Source organism: Paraburkholderia aspalathi, assembly GCF_900116445.1.
Classification (GTDB): Bacteria; Pseudomonadota; Gammaproteobacteria; order Burkholderiales; family Burkholderiaceae; genus Paraburkholderia; species Paraburkholderia aspalathi.
The window spans coordinates 268,642-286,575 of record NZ_FPBH01000007.1; the positions used below are offsets into that span (position 1 = coordinate 268,642).

The window sequence follows — 17,934 nt, forward strand, 5'->3', positions numbered from 1 at the left end:
TTAAAAGTATGCTGCCGCTTCAGTCTACCAGGTTACCAGTAGCGCAGGTCCAACGTAAACGGAAACTCGAGGCTGCGCTGCGGTACACCGACCGTAAGCGGCCCCGGCGTATGACCGGATGCGAAGAAGCGTGCGCGCCGCCGGCTTTCGGCCTCGTAGGCGTTGACCGGGAAGGTCTGATAGTTGCGCCCGCCCGGATGTGCGACATGATACTGGCATCCGCCGACCGAGCGGCCAGTCCATGTATCGACCAGGTCGAAAGTGAGCGGCGCATCCACACCGATGGTCGGATGCAGCGCCGACGGTTGCGCCCAGGCGCGAAAGCGCACGCCGGCCACATATTCGCTGACGCGGCCCGTCGGCTGAAGCGGCACCGGCACGCCGTTGACCGTCACCACATGGCGGTTGTCGTTCAAACCGAGCGCGCGCACTTCGAGCCTTTCCACGGACGAATCCACGTAACGCACCGTGCCGCCCGGCGAGCCCTCCTCACCCATCACGTGCCACGGTTCGAGCGCGTTGCGGATCGTCAGCGAGACGCCGTTCACCGTGGTCTCGCCGACCAGCGGGAAGCGGAATTCGAAGTGCGGCGCGAACCAGCTGCTCTCGAAGGCGAAGCCCGCCTGGTTGAGTTCGCCGAGTACGTCGTCGAAATCCATCTTGGCGAAGGTGCCGAGCAGGAAGCGGTCATGCAGTTCCGTGCCCCAGCGCGTGAGCCGCTGCGTGTACGGCGTGTGCCAGAAGCGCGCCACCAACGCGCGCAGCAGCAACTGCTGGACGAGACTCATGCGTGCATGCGGCGGCATTTCGAAGCCGCGCAACTCGAGCAGGCCAAGGCGGCCAGTGGGACCATCGGGCGAATAGAGTTTGTCGATGCAGAACTCGGCGCGGTGCGTATTGCCCGTCACGTCGATCAGGATGTTGCGCAACGAGCGGTCGATCATCCACGCCGGCAGGTTCGCGCTGTCGCGTCCGCCGAGCAGATCGATCTGCCGCTGCAGCTCGCGGAACGCCACCTCCAACTCGTACACCTGGTCGTTGCGTGCCTCGTCGACGCGCGGCGCCTGGCTCGTCGGCCCGATAAAGAGCCCGGAAAACAGATACGACAGCGACGGATGGTTATGCCAATACGCGATCAGGCTGGCCAGCAGATCCGGACGGCGCAGGAACGGACTATCGGCAGGCGTCGCACCGCCGAGCACGAAGTGATTGCCGCCGCCGGTCCCCGTATGGCGGCCGTCGGTCATGAACTTCTCGCTGCTCAGATAGCTCTCGGCCGCGGATTGATACAGGTACTCCGTGTTGTCGACCAGTTGCTCCCAGCTCGAAGCCGGATGAATGTTCACCTCGATCACACCCGGGTCCGGCGTAACCTGCAGGACCTTCAGGCGCGCATCGCGCGGCGGCGGATAGCCTTCGAGCACCACCTGCATCTGCAATTCGGCGGCCGTCGCTTCGATCGCCGCGAGTAGGTCGAGATAGTCGTCGAGTTCGGTGAGCGGCGGCATGAACACATGCAGCAGCGAGCGCCCGCTGCCGAACGCTTCGGTTTCCGCCTTCGGACCGGCAGCCCGTTTCGGGTCGCGTGCTTCGACGCAGATCGCCGTACGCAGCGTTTCCTTCGACGACTGCCCACGCTCCGGCGGCTGCTGGTCGCCTGACTGAGGCGCAAAGGCCACCACGCCGCTGCCCGCCATGCCGCTCAACAGATCCGCCGCTGACGACGACAACGCCGCCGCACGCCGCGCATCGGCGGCGCTCAAGGTGCGCTGTTCGCCGTCGTATTGCATGCGCAATTGCGCGGCCGGACGCAACGGCACCGGTGGCGCAAACGGATCGTGCGCGTGCTGATACGGATAGTCGGTCTTCGACACCCACGGCAGCGAATCGAGCGGCAAGCGATAACCCATTGGCGAATCGCCGGGAATCAGGAACATGCGTTCGTCGCGGAAGAACCAGCGGCCGCTGACCCACTTCGGCGGCTCGTTCGGCACGTCGCGTTCGCGTGCGAGCGGCAGGACAAAACCGGTCGCGCCGCCCAGGCCCGCGTCGAACACACGCCGCAGGCGCACACGCTCCAGCTCGTCATCCAGACGCGCGTCGAGCGGATCGACGTTGACCGGCAGACGGCGCTCGCGCCACAGGTAGTACCAGACGTCTTCGAAGCCGGGCTGGATGCAGTCCGTGTCGAGCGCTAGCTTGGTCGCCAGATGAGCGAGGAAACGCTGGGCGTCGGCGGCCGTGTAGGTGCCCGGCTCGCGTTCGTCGGCGAAGAGCGTGGGGTCTTGCCAGCACGGCTCACCGTCGGCGCGCCAGTAGAGCGACATCGCCCAGCGCGGCAACTGTTCGCCCGGATACCACTTGCCCTGGCCAATATGCAGAAAACCGTTTGCGCCGTAGCGCGAGCGCAGCTTGTCCATCAGCGCGACCGCGTAGCCGCGTTTGGTGGGGCCGAGGGCGTCGGTGTTCCATTCGGCGGCGTCGCGATCGCGCACCGACACGAAGGTCGGCTCGCCGCCCATCGTCAGGCGCACGTCCATCTCGGTCAGGCGCTGGTCGACCTGCTCGCCCATTTTAACGACGTCGCTCCACACTTCTTCGGTGAAGGGCTTGGTGACGCGCGGCGTCTCCAGGACCCGTTCGATCGACATGGTGTGCTCGAACTCGACTTCGGATTCGTCGACCGCGCCGGAGATCGGCGCCGCGCTGCCGGGTTCCGGCGTGCAGGCGACCGGAATATGGCCCTCCCCGGCCAGCAGGCCGGAGGTCGGGTCGAGGCCGATCCAGCCCGCGCCCGGCAGGTAGACCTCGCACCATGCGTGCAGGTCGGTGAAGTCGACTTCGGTGCCGCTCGGGCCGTCGATGGATTTGACGTCGGGGGCAAGTTGCAGCAGGTAGCCTGAGACAAAGCGCGCCGCCAGCCCCAGTTGCCGGAGCGTCTCGACCAGCAGCCAGCCCGAATCGCGGCACGAACCCGCGGCGCTGACCAGCGTTTCCTCGGGCGTCTGCACGCCGGGCTCCATGCGGATCAGGTAGCGGATCTCGCGTTGCAGCCGCTGATTCAGTCCGACGAGGAAGTCGGCGGTGACCATCGGCTTACGGTCAATACTCGCGACGAACTCGGCGAAGCGCGGCGTCATCGGCCGCTTGACGAGGTACGGGGCGAGCTCCAGCGCGAGGCCGGGCGCATACTCGAACGGAAACCGTTCCGCCGACGGTTCGAGAAAGAAATCGAACGGGTTGTAGACCGCCATCTCGGCGACCAGATCCACGGTCACCTTGAATTCACGCGTCTTCTCGGGGAACACGAGGCGTGCCTGATAGTTGGCAAACGCGTCCTGCTGCCAGTTGATGAAGTGTTCAGCCGGTTCGACCCGCATCGAATAAGACAGGATGGGGGTCCGGCAATGCGGCGCAGGCCTGAGACGCACGACCTGGGGCGACAGCGCAACCAGCCTGTCGTAGCGGTAATGTGTGACATGATTCAACGCGACGCGAATGGACACACCGGACTCCTGGACAAGGGATGGCAGCCCGCCAAAAAGCAAGCTTCATGCCGTGGATCGAAAAACCGCGAGAACTGGCTGTACTGCCCGGATTACCGCCTGCTGCGAAGTTTGCCGCATCTGTCGACCGTCCGGTCGATCGATCAGCGCGCCTTTCCCTTACCTTTTCAGCAGCCGCGCACCAAAGCGGCGCAGCGCCGATGCACGATCATGCACGTAATGTGCGTTAAACCAGTGACGTCTGGCAAATGCGGCATGAAGATTGCGCGTTAGCTTCGCCCCAAGACTGCCACCCACCACCCAGGTTCGATCAATGAAAACCTTCCACTGCAATCGCTGCTCGCACCTTGTGTTCTATGAAAACGTTCGTTGCGAACGCTGCGAGGCATTGCTCGGATATGTGCCTGAACTGGCCGAAATCAGCGCTTTCGAAGACGCCGGTGAAGGCCGCTGGCGCAGCCTGCACCCGCGTGGCGAGGGTGCGCTGTTCCGGCAATGCCACAACTACGCAGTCGAAAATGTCTGCAACTGGATGATCCCCGCCGACTCGCCCGACACGCTGTGCCGCGCCTGCCAGCTCACGCGCACGATTCCGAATCTGAGCGCGCCGGACAACCGGCTCTACTGGTACCGGCTGGAAATGGCGAAGCGGCGTCTGCTGTACACGCTGGCCGCGCTCGGCCTCGACGTGCCCTCGCGCAAGGACGATCCCGAATCCGGCCTGGCATTCGAATTCCTCGAGGACGGCGGCGACGGTGAGCGCGTCATGACCGGCCACGACAACGGCCTGATCACGCTGAACATCGCCGAAGCCGAAGACGCCTACCGCGAGAAGGTGCGCAGCGCGATGGGAGAGCCCTACCGCACGCTGCTCGGGCACTTTCGCCACGAGACGGGCCACTACTACTTCAGCCAGCTGGTCGAGAACGACCCGCGCTGGCTCGAGCCCTACCGCAAGCTGTTCGGCGATGAGCGCGCCGACTACGGCGAAGCGCTGACGGCCTACTACCGCGACGGCGCGCCAAAAGACTGGCAGGGTTCGTATATCAGCGCCTATGCGACGATGCATCCCTGGGAAGATTGGGCCGAAACGTGGGCGCACTACATGCTGATCGTCGACGTGCTGGATACGTCGACCTCATATGGCCTCGCCTTGCTGCCCGACGACCCGAGCGAGCCGACGCTGACCGACCGCACGCCCATCGAAGACGCGAGCTTCGAGAATCTGATGAAACGCTGGTTTCCGCTCACGTATGCGTTGAACAGCCTGAATCGCAGTCTCGGCATGCCCGACGGGTATCCGTTCACGCTGGCCTCGCCGGTCGTGGATAAGCTGCGATTCGTGCATCGGGTGATTGCGGCAGCCGGTGATAAAACGCAACCACGTGAAGCGGCGAAGCCGGCGCCGCTGTCTGCGCCACAACCCGTCGCTCAACCTATGATGTCGCAAGAGCCGGTGCAGGCGCCCGTCATGCAGACAATCGCGCCGTCAGCGCCGCCCTTGCAATCCGAACCCGCCGCCGTCAAAGCAGCACCCGCCAAGCGGGCCACACGCCGGCGTTAGTCCAGTCAGTCACACCCCCCGCACGTGGAACGCTTCGAGAATCTATAAAAAAACCCGCTGCACGATCAACCGGCAGCGGGTTTTTTTCATCGGAGCCAAACCTGGCCGATCACTCAATACGCGACATAAGGCCCCGTACCGCCAGGCGTCGTCTGCTGCTCGACGGCGGCGTACACGTTGCGCCCGTAGAAGAACGGCAGGCCCCAGTCGAAAATCGACGACGTTACAAAGGCCGGTCCCGCCAGCAGCGGCAACGCTGAATCGCCGCTATACGTCTGCGAGATCGTCGTGGCATTGCCGACGCTGAAGCTCACCGCGCTCGTCGTGCCGTTCACCCCCTGGATCATCGCGCTCAACGACTCGGTCGACGCCGGGCAGTAGTAGGCGCTATTGGGGCTCGCGCATGCCGGCATCACACTGGTCTGGAAGAACAGACCCGTCGAGCCGCTGTCCAGAATACTGCTCGAATACGTCGTGCCGTTCTGTACCGTCGTAAAGGTGCCGTTCGACGGACTCACGCCGATCACCTGCGCGCTGCCCAGCGCATTGTTGGTCTGCGTACCGATGCCGAACACCAGTTGCCCGCTGACCGACTGCGCGCCGCCCGACACCGTCGGCAAGCTCAACATCGAACCGTTGTTGTCGGTGGCGAAGTACGGAATCGGATTGGCGACTTGCAGCGCTTCAGCAAGCGGAATCGACGTGCAGGTCGTGCCGCTGCAGCCGTAATACGTGCCGGCCACCGCCTGTTGCACACAGTTCGCGCCGCAGTCGTGCTTGAACACGCCGATGCCCAGAATGCCGTTGGCCTGCAACGTACCCGGCGTGTTGCGCGACGCGCCGACGCTCGCGCAATCCGACGGCACCGAAGCGTAGTTCGGGTCGATCACCTGGATCGGCAGCGAGGCCGCTTTTTCACCGGCGATCTGCAGGTCGGCGAGCTTCACCGAACCCCATGTGTAGCCGTCGAAAAACTGCATGCATTCGGCAACCAGATGGCCCGCGGCGTCCTTCTGTTGCGGCAGCGCCATCGAGGCGGGCAGTTGCGAGGCGAACACGCGCACGCCCCACGAACCGGTATCCACCAGGATGTGATCGATGGTTTGACACTGGCTGGTGCCGGGCGCACAAATCGTGATGCTGACGAACGGCATGTTCGGCACATTGCTCACGCCGGAGTCGACCGTTACGCGCACCGCGTTGGCGGCCACCACCTGCGGCGAAGGCGAGGTATTGGTGACGGTGGGACCAGCCGAAAGGCTCGTCGTGCCGGAACTCGATGAGGAGCTGGAACCGCCGGAGCCGCCGCCTCCACCGCCGCAGGCACTGACGAGCAACGCGAGCAGCGCCGCGCACAGGAGGGTAACGAACGAAGACGTATGGCGCATGATTCGCTCCGTTATTGAATGACGCCGACATCGACGCCCGCAGGCACCGCTTGCGGCAGATAGGCGTAGCCGGCAAACGCGCGCAGGTGCCCGCCGGAGAACACCACCAGATCGCTGCCGGACACCGCGAGCGGCGTGCCACGCCGGGTTGCGGTAGCGGCGACGTACTGGTCGAACGACGCGCCCAGCATGGTTTTCAGATCCGGCAGCGTCGGGCCCTGCCACGCGACACCGAAGACGATGCCGTTGGGCGCGACGTACTCGCGCACCAGCGTGCCGGACGGCATCGTCACCAGGTGCACCGAGTACGCGCTTTGCGTAGTGACCGTATGAGCCACGGCGTGAAGGCTCGTCTGATCGCTGTCGACAGAACTGACGTTCTGGCCGAGCGTGGCGTGCGCGGCAAACGACAGCGCGCAGCCTGCCCCGAGCATTGCGCGAGCAATGCTTGTAGAAAGCATCGGTTTCAAGAGATTTCCTTCGAGGTGAAACGCTCGTGGCCGGCGGATGAGCCGATCACGAACGGGGAATCCAGGGGCGCACTCCTGACCGGCGGTGCCGGTTCTGCATTCACACCGGTTGGGTTGCGTGAATGCGTCTACGGAGTGGCTGCGCGAAACTTTAGTGACCGCGCAAGGGCATGGCAATCGTTTGCGGGATGATTTAAACCTTCTGCTTGCTCGACGCCGTTTGAACCTGTTTGATATTTGAGGACAGGATCACCAAGGGACGTCGCTTGAGCGCAGATTTTGCCGACACGTCCTGTTTAAAGCGAACACACGCATTAAATAACGGGGCCACAGTAGAAAAATATTAATGCGTGTCGCATGTCACCAATAATGTAAGCGGCCGCTGAATAATTCGCGTCTGCAGACCTGTTTCATCTGATCATTGCGGCACATGCGGACTGCTTTTGTGTGAAGAGAAAATCGCGTACTTATGCGGTTCGAAGCGGCAAAAAAAATGCCGCGGATAACTTGATGGTCATCCGCGGCATCGGGTACTTCGCTGCTAGTTCATTGCGGCTTCAGCAAGCCGCGTCCGTTACTTTTTCTGCTGCTGTTGCAAGAGCGATTTAAGCTCCTGCACATTTTCTTCTACGCGTTTTGCGATCACCGCATACGACTCAGCCTGCGTCTGATACGCGGCTTGCGCCAACTGCTGCATGTCGGCGAGCGACTTATGCAGGCTTTGCTGGATCAGTTCAGCAGCTTTCGCCGGAGGCGCGGCGCCGCCGGCCGACAACTGCCCGGTGAGCGACTGCAATTCGCCCAACGTGGTGCGCAGCATCTCGGTCTGTTTCTGCGCAAGTGACTGCATACCCTGGAATGCGGTCTGATTCGCCTGAACCAGTGCTTCCACGTCCTTGCGTCGCGCTTCCATGATGGCGGGTACGTCGAAGCCGGGAAGCTTGAACTGCTCCAGCATTTTGGTGAAGTCGCCAAATGGATTGGTGGCGTCAGGTTGGCTCATGCGAAATCCTCCTTAACGGTTGAATACTCGCCCGCAGTGCCTCGCCGCGATGGGTTTCTCCGGCATAGGCAGCAGTGGCGTCGTGTGCGCCGCGTCTCCCATGGAGGCGTACTGCTTCTGGGGTCGGACGGCACATTGCATCAATCATGCGCCATCCGATCACATTGCGCCAGCGGGCACACCCTGGCGTTGGGCGTCTCTTTGCCGGAACGTTTGACGTTTAGGCCACGAAGGATGCAAGGCCCTGTAAGTTACAAGATAGCTTCAGTAACCCGGCAAAACGGCATGTCGACTATCGTTTCCCATGTACCGGCGCACGTTGCCCCGGTGCTGTCTCAATGGGAGCGACATCATGAAAAAAGGAATGCTGAGCGCGGCACTGGCCGCCGTTTTGACCGCAGCCGCCACTGGCGCGCTGGCACAGGAAGCGGCCGCACCGCCGCCCGCTTCGGCCCCCGCGCACGGCGAACCGCATCACGGCGACGGGCCAGCTTTCCCGCATGGGCCGATGGGTCCGGGTTTCGCGGTAGTCAACGATCTGGAACAGTTGCGCCGCCTGTATGCGATGAGCGGGCGTGAAGGCGAGATCATCGCCGTGTATCACGAGGTGTTGAGCAAGACGCAAGATCCGATGCTGCGTCACTACGTGTACGACTCGCTGGCCCGCGAGCAGTTGAAGCCGGCCAATCCTGACCAGGCGATTGCGACGCTGCGCACCAGTCTGTCGGAAGATCTCGTTGCGACGAACAGGCAGCCGCATGGCATGCCGGCAGAGGTGCAACCGGCTGCTCAGCAATAAAGCGCGGACTCGATTATCACGCAGTCGAACGGCCGGTAATTCCAACCCAAAGCAAGGGACACGGCAATTCGTCCCGATAGAAAATCGGTTGGAAGCGCTTCCGTCGAAAAGCAGCGCAGCCGATCGGCGCGCTGCGTTAGCTGTCGCACATTGCCGCCTCACTGCCCACTTTTCATCTTCCCTCAGGTGATTAGGATGAGAGCACCGTAACGCTAGTGCCTGGTGAACAATGCGCTATCCGCTCAATATGGCCGTCGCCGCCGTTCTTCTTGTCTTCGTTCTTTGCTGCATCGTCAAACTTGCCTTGAGTTGACACTCTCCCGTCGCATTCACCCCATGCCAAACCTGCCCCACAGCCGCATGTTTCGCCGTGACATTGCGCGAAATAATTGTTGAATGGAGTTCGGGAAGTGACTCGCCCATACTTCGTTTCGCTGCCGGTGCGTACGAAAAAAGACGCATGAGATCAAGGGTGCTTTGCGTGAAAACGCGTGTGCGAATGCAACCCCGATGATCAACGATCCCACGGTTGCCCGATCATCGGAAGATGCATTCGAAGCTAACGGCACCGCGTGCCGACGACAGGATGAACATGTTCACTTCAGTGAGTTTCCTCAAAAAGAATGCCGCCCGTTTTGCATGCGTTGCGATGGTCTGCGGCAGCGCGCTCCTGACCGGTTGCGCCGGCGGCAGCATCAACAACGCGACCCAGACCAGCGCACAGCCGCAAGTGCGCCCGGACAATATTTATGTCTACACCTTCGACACCAATCCGGATCAGGTGAAACTGGACAACGGCGGCATGCTGAAGAAATTGAAGGCGCAACTCGACGGTTCGTCCGCCGCGGAAAAACAATCAGCCGATGCGATCGCCGTGCGTGAGCAGGTGGCTAACGAAATCGTGCATCAATTGCAATCGATGGGGTTGCGCGCGATTCGTTCGGACATCCCCGCCCCGGCCGACCAGAACGTCCTGCTCGTGCAAGGCAGCTTCGACACGATCGACGCGGGCAATCGCCGCCGCCGCGTGCTGATTGGACTCGGCGCCGGCAAGAGCGAGGTAAGCAGCTCCGTGCAGATTCTCTACAAGCCGGCTGGCGGCACCGCGCGGCTGGTGCAAAGTTTCAATGCCACCGGCGACAGCGGCAAAGCACCTGGCATGGTCGAAACAGCCGGCGTGGGTGCAGCCGCCGGAAGCATCGCGACTTCGGCTGCTGTGGGCGGCAGCTTGCACGCTGTCTCCGAAACCAAGAAGGCTGGCGTTTCAGCGGACGCAAAACGCCTCGCCGACGCGGTGGCAAAACAGGTGGCGCAGATCGGTGTAAGCGGCGGCTGGCTCTCGACGGAGCACGTCAAAGGATAAGCAATCCGCAGCAGGCCTGAACGACAAAAAGCGCGTAGCAGAGTGAATGAAATTCACACCCTGCCACGCGCTTTTTACGTTTTCAGAGCCTTCGCTTAGCGTACGCGTCCCGCAACGTTCAGGCGACGGCGTAACGTTCGAGCCAATGCGCGTACGGCGCCGGCAGTGTCCACGACGGACGCTCAATCCCCAGCTTGCGCGCCGCATGGTACGGCCAGTGCGGATCGGCCAGATGCGCGCGGCCGACCATCACCAGGTCCAGTTGCTCGTTCTTGATGGAGCGGTCCGCCAGTTCCGGCGTATCGATGCCCCACGCGGACGAAACGGCGATACCGGCTTCGCGGCGCACACGCTCTGCGATCGGCGCGAGGAACGCCGGCGCCCATGGAATACGTGCGGCAGGCGTGGAGAAGCCCACGCTGACGCTCAGCATATCCAGCCCTTCGCGCTTGAAATTCTTCGCGAGCTCGATCGATTCGGCGAGTGTTTCCTCGTCGCGTCCGTCGTACTCGATCACGCCGAAACGCGCCGTCAACGGCAGATGCTCAGGCCACACCTTGCGCACAGCGGCCAGGGTTTCCAGCAGGAAGCGGCTGCGGTTTTCGAGGCTGCCGCCGTACGCGTCATCGCGTTGATTGGAGTGCGTCGAGAAAAAGCTCTGGCCGAGGTAGCCGTGTGCGAAGTGCAGTTCGAGCCATTCAAAACCCGCATCACGGGCCCGCTTGGCAGCGGCGACGAAGTCTTCGCGCACGCGGGCGATGTCGTCAAGCGTCATCGCTTTCGGTACTTTCGGCAGCCCGCCGCCGAAGGCGATCGCCGACGGCGCGATGGTCCGCCAGCCGCGGGAGTCGCTTTCTGCGATGTGGTCGTCGCCTTCCCACGGACGGTTGGCGCTGGCTTTGCGGCCCGCGTGGCCGATCTGGATGCCCGGCACGGCGCCCGCTGCCTTGATCGACGCAACGACCGGCGCGAAAGCCTGCGCCTGCTCGTCGGTCCAGATGCCCGCGCAGCCCGGCGTGATACGGCCCTCGGGCGACACCGCCGTCGCCTCGACGATCACCAGCCCCGCACCGCCGCGCGCCAGACCGGCGAGGTGGACGCGGTGCCAGTCGTTGATCAGGCCGTCTTCGGCGGTGTACTGGCACATCGGCGGAATGGCGATCCGGTTGCGCAAGGAAACGTCCTTGAGCTTGTAGGGCTGAAATAATGCTGACATCGGGCTAAACTCCTGTGAACATGCTTGTACGGTAGTTCGACAAACATCGAACTATGGAGTATGGCAGAAACCTTTATCATTTGCACAATGCGCACCTATACCCATCCTGCCGCCGAGGATTTCACGCTCGGACGGCTCTTTCATGCTCTTAGCGACCCCGTGCGCCTTGAGATCGTCCGTCAGCTTTCAACGGTCGACGAGGCCACCTGCGGCGACCTCGACGGCGGCCGCCCCAAGTCGAGCGTCTCCCATCACTTCCGGATCCTGCGTGAAGCGGGGCTGGTACGCACGCGCGTTGCCGGCACCGTGCATCAGAATTCGCTGAGGCGTGACGAGTTGGATGCCCGCTTTCCGGGCTTGATGGAGGCGATCATCAAACAGATCGCTAATGAACCTGCGTTGAGCGAACCGGCTTGATGGCCGGTTGAAAATCGGCTGAAGATCGATACAAGCGCAACAAGCGCGGCGCTACGAGAACCACACCGCGAAGCGTGTGCCTGACATCAGACTGCTCACGGTCAAGCGCCATTCGTGAGCCGTCGCGATCTCCTTGCAGATCGCGAGACCGAGTCCGGCGCCGTCATGCCGTGCATCCGGCGCGCGCCAGAACCGCTTGAAGAGAAACGGCAGATACTCCTGCCTGATGCCCGGTCCTTCGTCCTGAACCTGCACCGAGACGGCATCGACGATCAGCACGACCGAGCTATGCGCCGGCGACGCATTGATCGCGTTCTCAACGATGTTCTTGAGCAGAATGAACAACGCACTTCGATCCGCCCAGATCGACGGCGACGCGACCGTGGTTTCGAGCCGGAGCGTCACGTGCTTGCGGTCGGCCTTGCGCGCAAGATAAGCCACAACGTCCTGCACCACGTCGACGATATTCACCTCGCCGAAACTGAAATTCTGCGACTCGCTAACTTCGGCGAGATGCAGCAGTTGCCGAACCTGACGCGCCATCAGATCGATTTCGCGAAACAGCAATTCCTTGTCGTTGATCCCTGGCTGCAGTTCGATCTGACCGCGGATCAAGGTGAGCGGCGTCTGCAATTCATGCGCGGCTGACGCGAGAAACTGCTGCTGCACGGCGAAGCCGTTTTCGAGTCGGTCGAGCGCTTCATTGAAGGCATGGATCAACGGCTTGATTTCACTCGGAACGCCCTCGACGGAGAGCCGCGTCGTGAGGTTGCGCGGCGTAATCCGCGCAGCCGCGCGCGACGCCTCTCTGAGCGGCTTGAGCACCCGATGCACGGTAAATGGGAAAGTCAGGCCAAAAATGATCGTGGCCACGACAATGATCGTCTTGATGATCGCCGGCATCGGCCTGACCTTGGCGTCGATAAGCGCGTCGACGAAGCGCTCCGACGTTGCGGTCTGGGTATAGAAAACTGCCGGGCCGCGCACAACCCGCAGCGTCAGGACTTCGAATGGCTTCGCCCCTATCTCCGCCCGCCGAACATTGCCAACGGCCCTGGATAGATCACCCGCAATCCATGCTTCACTCCCCTGGGCACCTTCCGACGCCAGCAACACGTTGCCGCGTTCGTCGAGTACCCGGTACTTCAGTTCCGTCGGCGCCACCTCGAAAAGCCAGGCCTTCTGCGAAGGAAGCGCCACGGAAACCAGACGGCCGGCACCGTCGAACCGGAGTCCACTGGTAATCGCCGTGGCGCTTTCCATTTCCTCGTGCAACCCGAGCATCTGCTGAGGGAAGTGACTGAACGCATAGGTAGCAGCCGTCGCCAGCACGGTCAGGCTGATCGCGAGAGCAACAATGCTGGTCACCCAAAGCCGCGCGGACAAACTGCGAATCCAGTGTTTGAGCATGGTGAGCAATGGGCCGTTGATTTAGTGCTGCGCGGCGGAGCCGGCCGCAACCTGAAGCGCGAAGCCCGCGCCGCGAATATTGGCGAGCCGTGTCGTCGCGCCGAGCGTGGTCAGCTTTTTACGCAGGCGATGCAGCGTGACTTCGAGCGCATTGGGCGTGACGGCTTCGCCGAGTCCCCACGCGGCATGTTCGAGCGCCGCGTGCCGGACGGTGGCGCCCGCCGCCTTCACGAGGCACAGCACGATCTGCAACTCGGCAGGCGCCAGCAGAACAGACTGCGCGCCGCAGCGCATGGCGCGTTGCTGCGGATCGACCGTGACGTCGCCGAACGAAATCACCAGATCCGTCAGCGCTACCGGCCGGCGCATCAGCGTACGCACCCGCGCGACCAGTTCACTCATGGCGAAGGGCTTGGTCACGTAGTCGTCCGCACCGTTTTCCAATCCGTCGACGCGGTCATGCAGCGCGTCGCGCGCGGTCAGCATGAGCGAGGGCGTCATCTGCCCTGCCGTGCGCAACGTCCGCAGAAAAGTCAGGCCGTCGCCATCCGGCAACCCGCGATCGATGATGAGCACCGCATAGTCGGCACGGCTCACACCATAATGCGCCTCCGAAATGGTGCCGAACACATCGGTCTCGATGCCTGCAGCGGAAAGCGCCTGACGGATCATGCCGGCCAGGCGCTCGTGGTCTTCGATCAGTGCGACACGCGACATGCGGTGGTGCTCAGTTGAATTCGTAAAGGTAGCCGACCCTGGCTTGCGGAATATAGCGCTTGCCTACCAGCGGACTGTCGGTGATGCCGCTGCCAAGGTGCGCGACGCCGACGTCGAGAATCAGGATCTGATGGCGTGTGAACTTGTAGTCGATACGCGTTCCGACCGAGATGTCGTAGGTCGCCTTGCCGGCATATTCCGGGCGCCCGGCGCGCGCTTCGGACGAGCGTACGCCGTAATAGTAATCGACATATTTGCTGCTCAACCAATCCACGCCGGCGTGCGGTTCGAACTCGAATTTGCCGTACTCGAAGGTCTTGCTGAAATCGATCGTGGCTTTCTGGCCCTTGTTGCCGCCCTCCAGAAAATCGCCCGAGAGTGTGCCGTATGCGGTGTGCCATGCAAGCGCCGGGCCGTACCAGAACGCGCCGTTGCGGTTCTGCATGCCGCTTAGGATCGGTGCATCCGACGCCTTGTAGCCGTCGCCGATGGCGTATTGTCCGCGCAAGGCGAGGCTCACGTTGCTCCACTTGCCGATCTTCAGATCGACAGCCGTGCCAAATGCATGCACCCATTTGTTGTCGAACGAAATCAGCGGAATCGGTGTGTATTTCGTGCCGTAGCCTTTGTAAGGCGCCTGCTCGATGCCCGCGCCCACGCCCAGACCCCAATGCGTCACGTTCGTGGAATTGTTCAGCACGGTGAAACCTGTGTCGTCCGCTGTGGGCGGCTCCGGACTCTGGCCGTCGGCCCAGGCCGTGCCCGAATACGCGCAGAATGATGCGAACGATGCGATAGCCAGTAACAGCCTGCGCTCACGGCGAAGAGTTTTTTTCACGTCGAGTCCTGAGTTGATGGATGAGGCGGCATCGACTCTAGAACCACTGGACTTACTCGTTACTTACTCGAAGCGGTGGAACGGACGTTTTGGGTTGCAGCACACGGGATAGGGAACGATCGCGGCAGCACATGCCTCAGAAAAGCCCGCCGGCCGTAAGTATCAGGTAAGTCATGCGAGTTCAGCATCGAGACCGCTATCCGATTGCGGGATCTCACTCGATGAAACTCACCACTACGACCGCACTGCGCGCAAACGCCGTGCTCCTCTGCCTCTCGACGTGCGTCGCCATCATACCGAGCCTGACCCTTTCGGTGCTGTTCGGCCTGTTCGACGACAACCCGCCATCGCTGCCCTACCACGGGGCCACGATCGCACTCGCACTGCTCGTCATGTTTTCGTTGCGATGGGGCGCACGCCGCGCGTTCGATGCGGCTTTAGCGGCACACCAGGTCAGATTGCCCGACGAGCCCGCCGACCAGGCATCGATCGACGCGTACTGCGCGCGTGCGTGGCTCGTCCAGTTACATGTGGAACTGCAGGGGCGTCACTGTATCGATTGATTGATCTGGGACTGCGCCGGGCGAGCGATGGCGCCGCGGCAGCCCTCAATCACTTACGCGCCGCCCTTCTCCATCGCACGCTGGTACGCGGGGCGCGCCTCGATGCGATCGACAAACGCAGTGATATTCGGGAACGCGTCGCGTCCGCAAAACTTGAGGCACGTTTGCGCGACGAACGAGAGCTGGATATCGACACCCGTCAATTCATCGCCCATCAGGTAATCGCGGCCGGCCAATTCCTGATTCAGAAAGCCGAGGTGATTCTGCAACTCACTTTCGATTCTCGGTTGCAACGGAGCCGCACCTTCGCCAAGACGCGCCGTGTACACCTTCAGCATCAGCGGCAGCATGGCCGAGCCTTCGGCATAGTGCAGAAACTGCGCGTAACGATCGTACTCGTCGGTTCCGTATGCAGGGGCGAGGCGGCCGTTGCCATGGCGGCGAATCAGATAGTCTACGATCGCACCCGACTCGAAAATCACTTTCTCGCCGTCGCGAACCACAGGGGCCTTGCCCAGCGGATGGATCGCCATCAGTTCCGGCGGAGCGAGACGGGTTTGCGGATTCCGCTGATATTGAACGAGCGTGTAGTCGAGGCCGAGTTCTTCCAGCAACCAGGTAATGCGGCGCGAACGGGATTCGTTGAGGTGATGGACTTCGATCATGGAGTGGGTTGTTGAGTCGGTGAGAGAAAGCGCGGACAACGCCTGCCGCGAAACCGTTCGACGATTCACGTGGGCAGGCATTGGAAGGATCTTGCGAACGGGCATCAGCGTGACACTGCACGGCATAAACTTGTGCGTCGATGCAGCAACACGCCTCTGCTCGTTAGAACCGCAACAGCACCTTGCCCTTGCGCGCGCTCTTCCCGCTCTCCGCTGCAGCTTGCGCCACGTTCTCGACGTTGAAGACGGCTTCCACCGGCAGCTTCAGTTCACCCGACGCAGCGAGCCTCAGCAATTCGCCGATCATTCGCGCTTTATCCGCCCCCGAAGTGACCTCGAAAATCTTGCTCGCCCAGAAACCCTTGACGGTCGCCTGTTTGAAGATCGCATCGCCGGAACTGAGGCGCATCGGTTCATTGGACATCGCACCGAACGACACCAGGGTGCCGTTTTCGCCAAGCAGACCGAAGATGTCACCGCTGGCGTCGCCGCCCACCGAATCGACACCCGCCATAATCGGTGCATCGCCGACGATCTCGCGAACCCGCTTCTTCCAGCCGTCGCTTTCGGTCGACACTGCATTGCCGATACCGACCTCGGCCAATTCCGCAATGCCCGCCTCACGCCTGACCAGATTGATCCCATTGATGCCACGCGCGTTGGCGAGCATCGCCAGAGTCTTACCGACCGCACCGTTCGCCGTGTTCTGGATGAACCACTGACCGGGTTCGAGGTGCAGATATTCGAGCAACATGACCGCGCTCAACGGCATGGCGATCAGTTGGCAACCTACTTCGTCGCTGATCGCGTCAGGCAGCGGGACCACCGCTGCCGCCGGGGCCAGAACGTAATCGGCCCAGCCCTCGTAGATGCCGGCCACCACCACGCGCTGACCGGGCTTCAGGTGTTCGACACCTTCGCCGATCGCGTCGATCACGCCGGCGACTTCCGTGCCGCCCACGGCCGGCAGTTTCGGCTTGTAGCCGTACTGACCGCGAATCGTCCAGAGGTCGTGATTGTGAATCGGCGACAAGGTCGATTTGATGCGCACCTGGCCCGCGCCAGGATTCGGCGTGGGACGTTCCGCGACCTGCAGTACCTCGGCGGGATTGCCGAAAGAGGAATAGATAACGCTACGCAAAGTCGATCTCCTGGAATGTGCAACGATGAGGGCTCCGTTCTGCGCGGAGTGAGGGGTTCTGCGAGTGCTTGTTTGGGTGCTTCTGCAAATGGTTTTCTGAGTGCTTCGGTTGATGCTGCTGTCCGAAGAACCTAATCAACATCACCGCCTCGGCCGCGGCCATGTCATGCCGCGCGCAGGACGCTCTGCGTGACCGCCATGGCTTGCGCCATCGCGCTTCCATCCTGGCGGAGCTTGGTGACGAGCGCCGCGCCGAGCCACATGTGGTACAGGAGTTCCGCCGCCTCCCGAGCCCGGATCTCCGGCGAAAGCGAGCCGTCTGCCTGGCCTTCTTCGATCACGGAAGCAAGACGCCCCATCAGGCGGTCGACGCCGTCGCGCAGCACCACGCGCATCTCATCGGACAGGTCGCCGACTTCCGCGCTCAGCTTCACCACCAGGCACTTTTCGTCGCCGTCCTGATCCAGTTGCTCCTGCTGCCAGGCAGCCCAATAGCTCAGCAGCTTGTCACGACCGTTGACGCCGGGCCGACCGAACAGCTCGTCGAGACGCACCGCGTAGTCGGCAACGTATTGCCGCAGCAACTCGCTGCCGAACGATTCCTTCGAGCCGAAGTAGTGATAGAACGAGCCCTTCGGAATCTCGGCAGTCGTCAGAATCTCGTTCAACCCAACCGCGACAAAACCTTTGCGCGCGATCAGCGCGCGCCCGGCGTCGAGGATGTGGCGGCGAATGTGGGGGTGGCTAGCTCTCATAGGAACCGGATTATGGCCTCAATTAGACCAGTCGTCTAGAGCGCAAATGTGTGACTCGTTCGTGTCCGCTTTGCGGGACGGACACACTGCTGTCATGGCCACGCCATAACAACGCGTCA

General features: G+C 62.2%; 16 protein-coding genes. 5 read left to right on the forward strand and 11 right to left on the reverse strand.

Going from position 1 to position 17,934, the window contains the following annotated elements; translation table 11 throughout:
- Positions 1 to 32 precede the first annotated feature (32 nt).
- Positions 33 to 3,506, reverse strand: a complete 3,474-nt coding sequence (locus tag BM438_RS14315) for a transglutaminase family protein (RefSeq protein WP_093634878.1) — start codon at positions 3,504 to 3,506, stop codon at positions 33 to 35.
- Positions 3,507 to 3,819: 313 nt separating this feature from the next.
- On the opposite strand from BM438_RS14315, the gene BM438_RS14325 reads away from it, so the two are divergent.
- The gene (locus BM438_RS14325) at positions 3,820 to 5,070 is read left to right on the forward strand and encodes a zinc-binding metallopeptidase family protein (protein ID WP_093634880.1); all 1,251 of its coding nucleotides are present in this window, start codon (positions 3,820 to 3,822) and stop codon (positions 5,068 to 5,070) included.
- Positions 5,071 to 5,183: 113 nt separating this feature from the next.
- On the opposite strand, the gene BM438_RS14330 is transcribed toward BM438_RS14325, so the two are convergent.
- The 3 genes from BM438_RS14330 to phaP all read right to left on the reverse strand — a co-directional run bounded on the left by BM438_RS14330 (position 5,184) and on the right by phaP (position 7,931).
- On the reverse strand, positions 5,184 to 6,458 hold the full coding sequence (locus BM438_RS14330) for a DUF3443 domain-containing protein (RefSeq protein ID WP_093634881.1): 1,275 nt from the start codon (positions 6,456 to 6,458) through the stop codon (positions 5,184 to 5,186).
- An 11-nt stretch (positions 6,459 to 6,469) separates the two neighbouring features.
- A complete protein-coding gene (locus BM438_RS14335; RefSeq protein WP_093634882.1) occupies positions 6,470 to 6,919 on the reverse strand; it encodes a DUF2844 domain-containing protein in 450 nt (149 codons plus the stop codon).
- 583 nt (positions 6,920 to 7,502) lie between these two features.
- Positions 7,503 to 7,931 (reverse strand): phasin family protein, encoded by a 429-nt coding sequence (gene phaP, locus BM438_RS14340; protein ID WP_093634883.1) that lies wholly within the window; start codon positions 7,929 to 7,931, stop codon positions 7,503 to 7,505.
- 352 nt (positions 7,932 to 8,283) lie between these two features.
- On the opposite strand from phaP, the gene BM438_RS14345 reads away from it, so the two are divergent.
- Positions 8,284 to 8,730: a tetratricopeptide repeat protein gene (locus BM438_RS14345; RefSeq protein WP_093634884.1), complete on the forward strand. Its 447-nt coding sequence runs from the start codon at positions 8,284 to 8,286 to the stop codon at positions 8,728 to 8,730.
- 592 nt (positions 8,731 to 9,322) lie between these two features.
- The gene (locus tag BM438_RS14350) at positions 9,323 to 10,093 is read left to right on the forward strand and encodes a DUF4410 domain-containing protein (protein WP_093634930.1); all 771 of its coding nucleotides are present in this window, start codon (positions 9,323 to 9,325) and stop codon (positions 10,091 to 10,093) included.
- A 118-nt stretch (positions 10,094 to 10,211) separates the two neighbouring features.
- On the opposite strand, the gene BM438_RS14355 is transcribed toward BM438_RS14350, so the two are convergent.
- Positions 10,212 to 11,309, reverse strand: coding sequence for an NADH:flavin oxidoreductase/NADH oxidase (locus BM438_RS14355; protein WP_093634885.1), 1,098 nt, complete (start codon positions 11,307 to 11,309; stop codon positions 10,212 to 10,214).
- A gap of 87 nt (positions 11,310 to 11,396) precedes the next feature.
- Here BM438_RS14355 and BM438_RS14360 point away from each other — a divergent pair, with 87 nt between their 5' ends.
- A complete protein-coding gene (locus tag BM438_RS14360) occupies positions 11,397 to 11,726 on the forward strand; it encodes an ArsR/SmtB family transcription factor (protein WP_054040413.1) in 330 nt (109 codons plus the stop codon).
- Between the two features lie 51 nt (positions 11,727 to 11,777).
- Here the strand turns inward: BM438_RS14360 and BM438_RS14365 are convergent, their stop codons facing one another.
- The 3 genes from BM438_RS14365 to BM438_RS14375 are packed head-to-tail and all read right to left on the reverse strand — an operon-like array spanning position 11,778 to position 14,691.
- Positions 11,778 to 13,136 carry a sensor histidine kinase gene (locus BM438_RS14365; RefSeq protein ID WP_093634886.1) on the reverse strand — a complete coding sequence of 453 codons (1,359 nt, stop codon included), beginning with the start codon at positions 13,134 to 13,136 and terminating at the stop codon, positions 11,778 to 11,780.
- Positions 13,137 to 13,157: 21 nt separating this feature from the next.
- Entirely contained in the window at positions 13,158 to 13,853 is a 696-nt protein-coding gene (locus BM438_RS14370; protein WP_093634887.1) for a response regulator transcription factor, read from the reverse strand.
- A gap of 10 nt (positions 13,854 to 13,863) precedes the next feature.
- The gene (locus tag BM438_RS14375; protein WP_093634888.1) at positions 13,864 to 14,691 is read right to left on the reverse strand and encodes a MipA/OmpV family protein; all 828 of its coding nucleotides are present in this window, start codon (positions 14,689 to 14,691) and stop codon (positions 13,864 to 13,866) included.
- Positions 14,692 to 14,912: 221 nt separating this feature from the next.
- On the opposite strand from BM438_RS14375, the gene BM438_RS14380 reads away from it, so the two are divergent.
- On the forward strand, positions 14,913 to 15,254 hold the full coding sequence (locus BM438_RS14380) for a hypothetical protein (RefSeq protein WP_093634889.1): 342 nt from the start codon (positions 14,913 to 14,915) through the stop codon (positions 15,252 to 15,254).
- A gap of 53 nt (positions 15,255 to 15,307) precedes the next feature.
- On the opposite strand, the gene BM438_RS14385 is transcribed toward BM438_RS14380, so the two are convergent.
- The 3 genes from BM438_RS14385 to BM438_RS14395 all read right to left on the reverse strand — a co-directional run bounded on the left by BM438_RS14385 (position 15,308) and on the right by BM438_RS14395 (position 17,815).
- Positions 15,308 to 15,919: a glutathione S-transferase family protein gene (locus BM438_RS14385; protein WP_093634931.1), complete on the reverse strand. Its 612-nt coding sequence runs from the start codon at positions 15,917 to 15,919 to the stop codon at positions 15,308 to 15,310.
- Positions 15,920 to 16,082: 163 nt separating this feature from the next.
- The gene (locus tag BM438_RS14390; RefSeq protein ID WP_093634890.1) at positions 16,083 to 17,060 is read right to left on the reverse strand and encodes a zinc-binding dehydrogenase; all 978 of its coding nucleotides are present in this window, start codon (positions 17,058 to 17,060) and stop codon (positions 16,083 to 16,085) included.
- 164 nt (positions 17,061 to 17,224) lie between these two features.
- Entirely contained in the window at positions 17,225 to 17,815 is a 591-nt protein-coding gene (locus tag BM438_RS14395) for a TetR/AcrR family transcriptional regulator (protein ID WP_093634891.1), read from the reverse strand.
- Positions 17,816 to 17,934 lie beyond the last annotated feature (119 nt).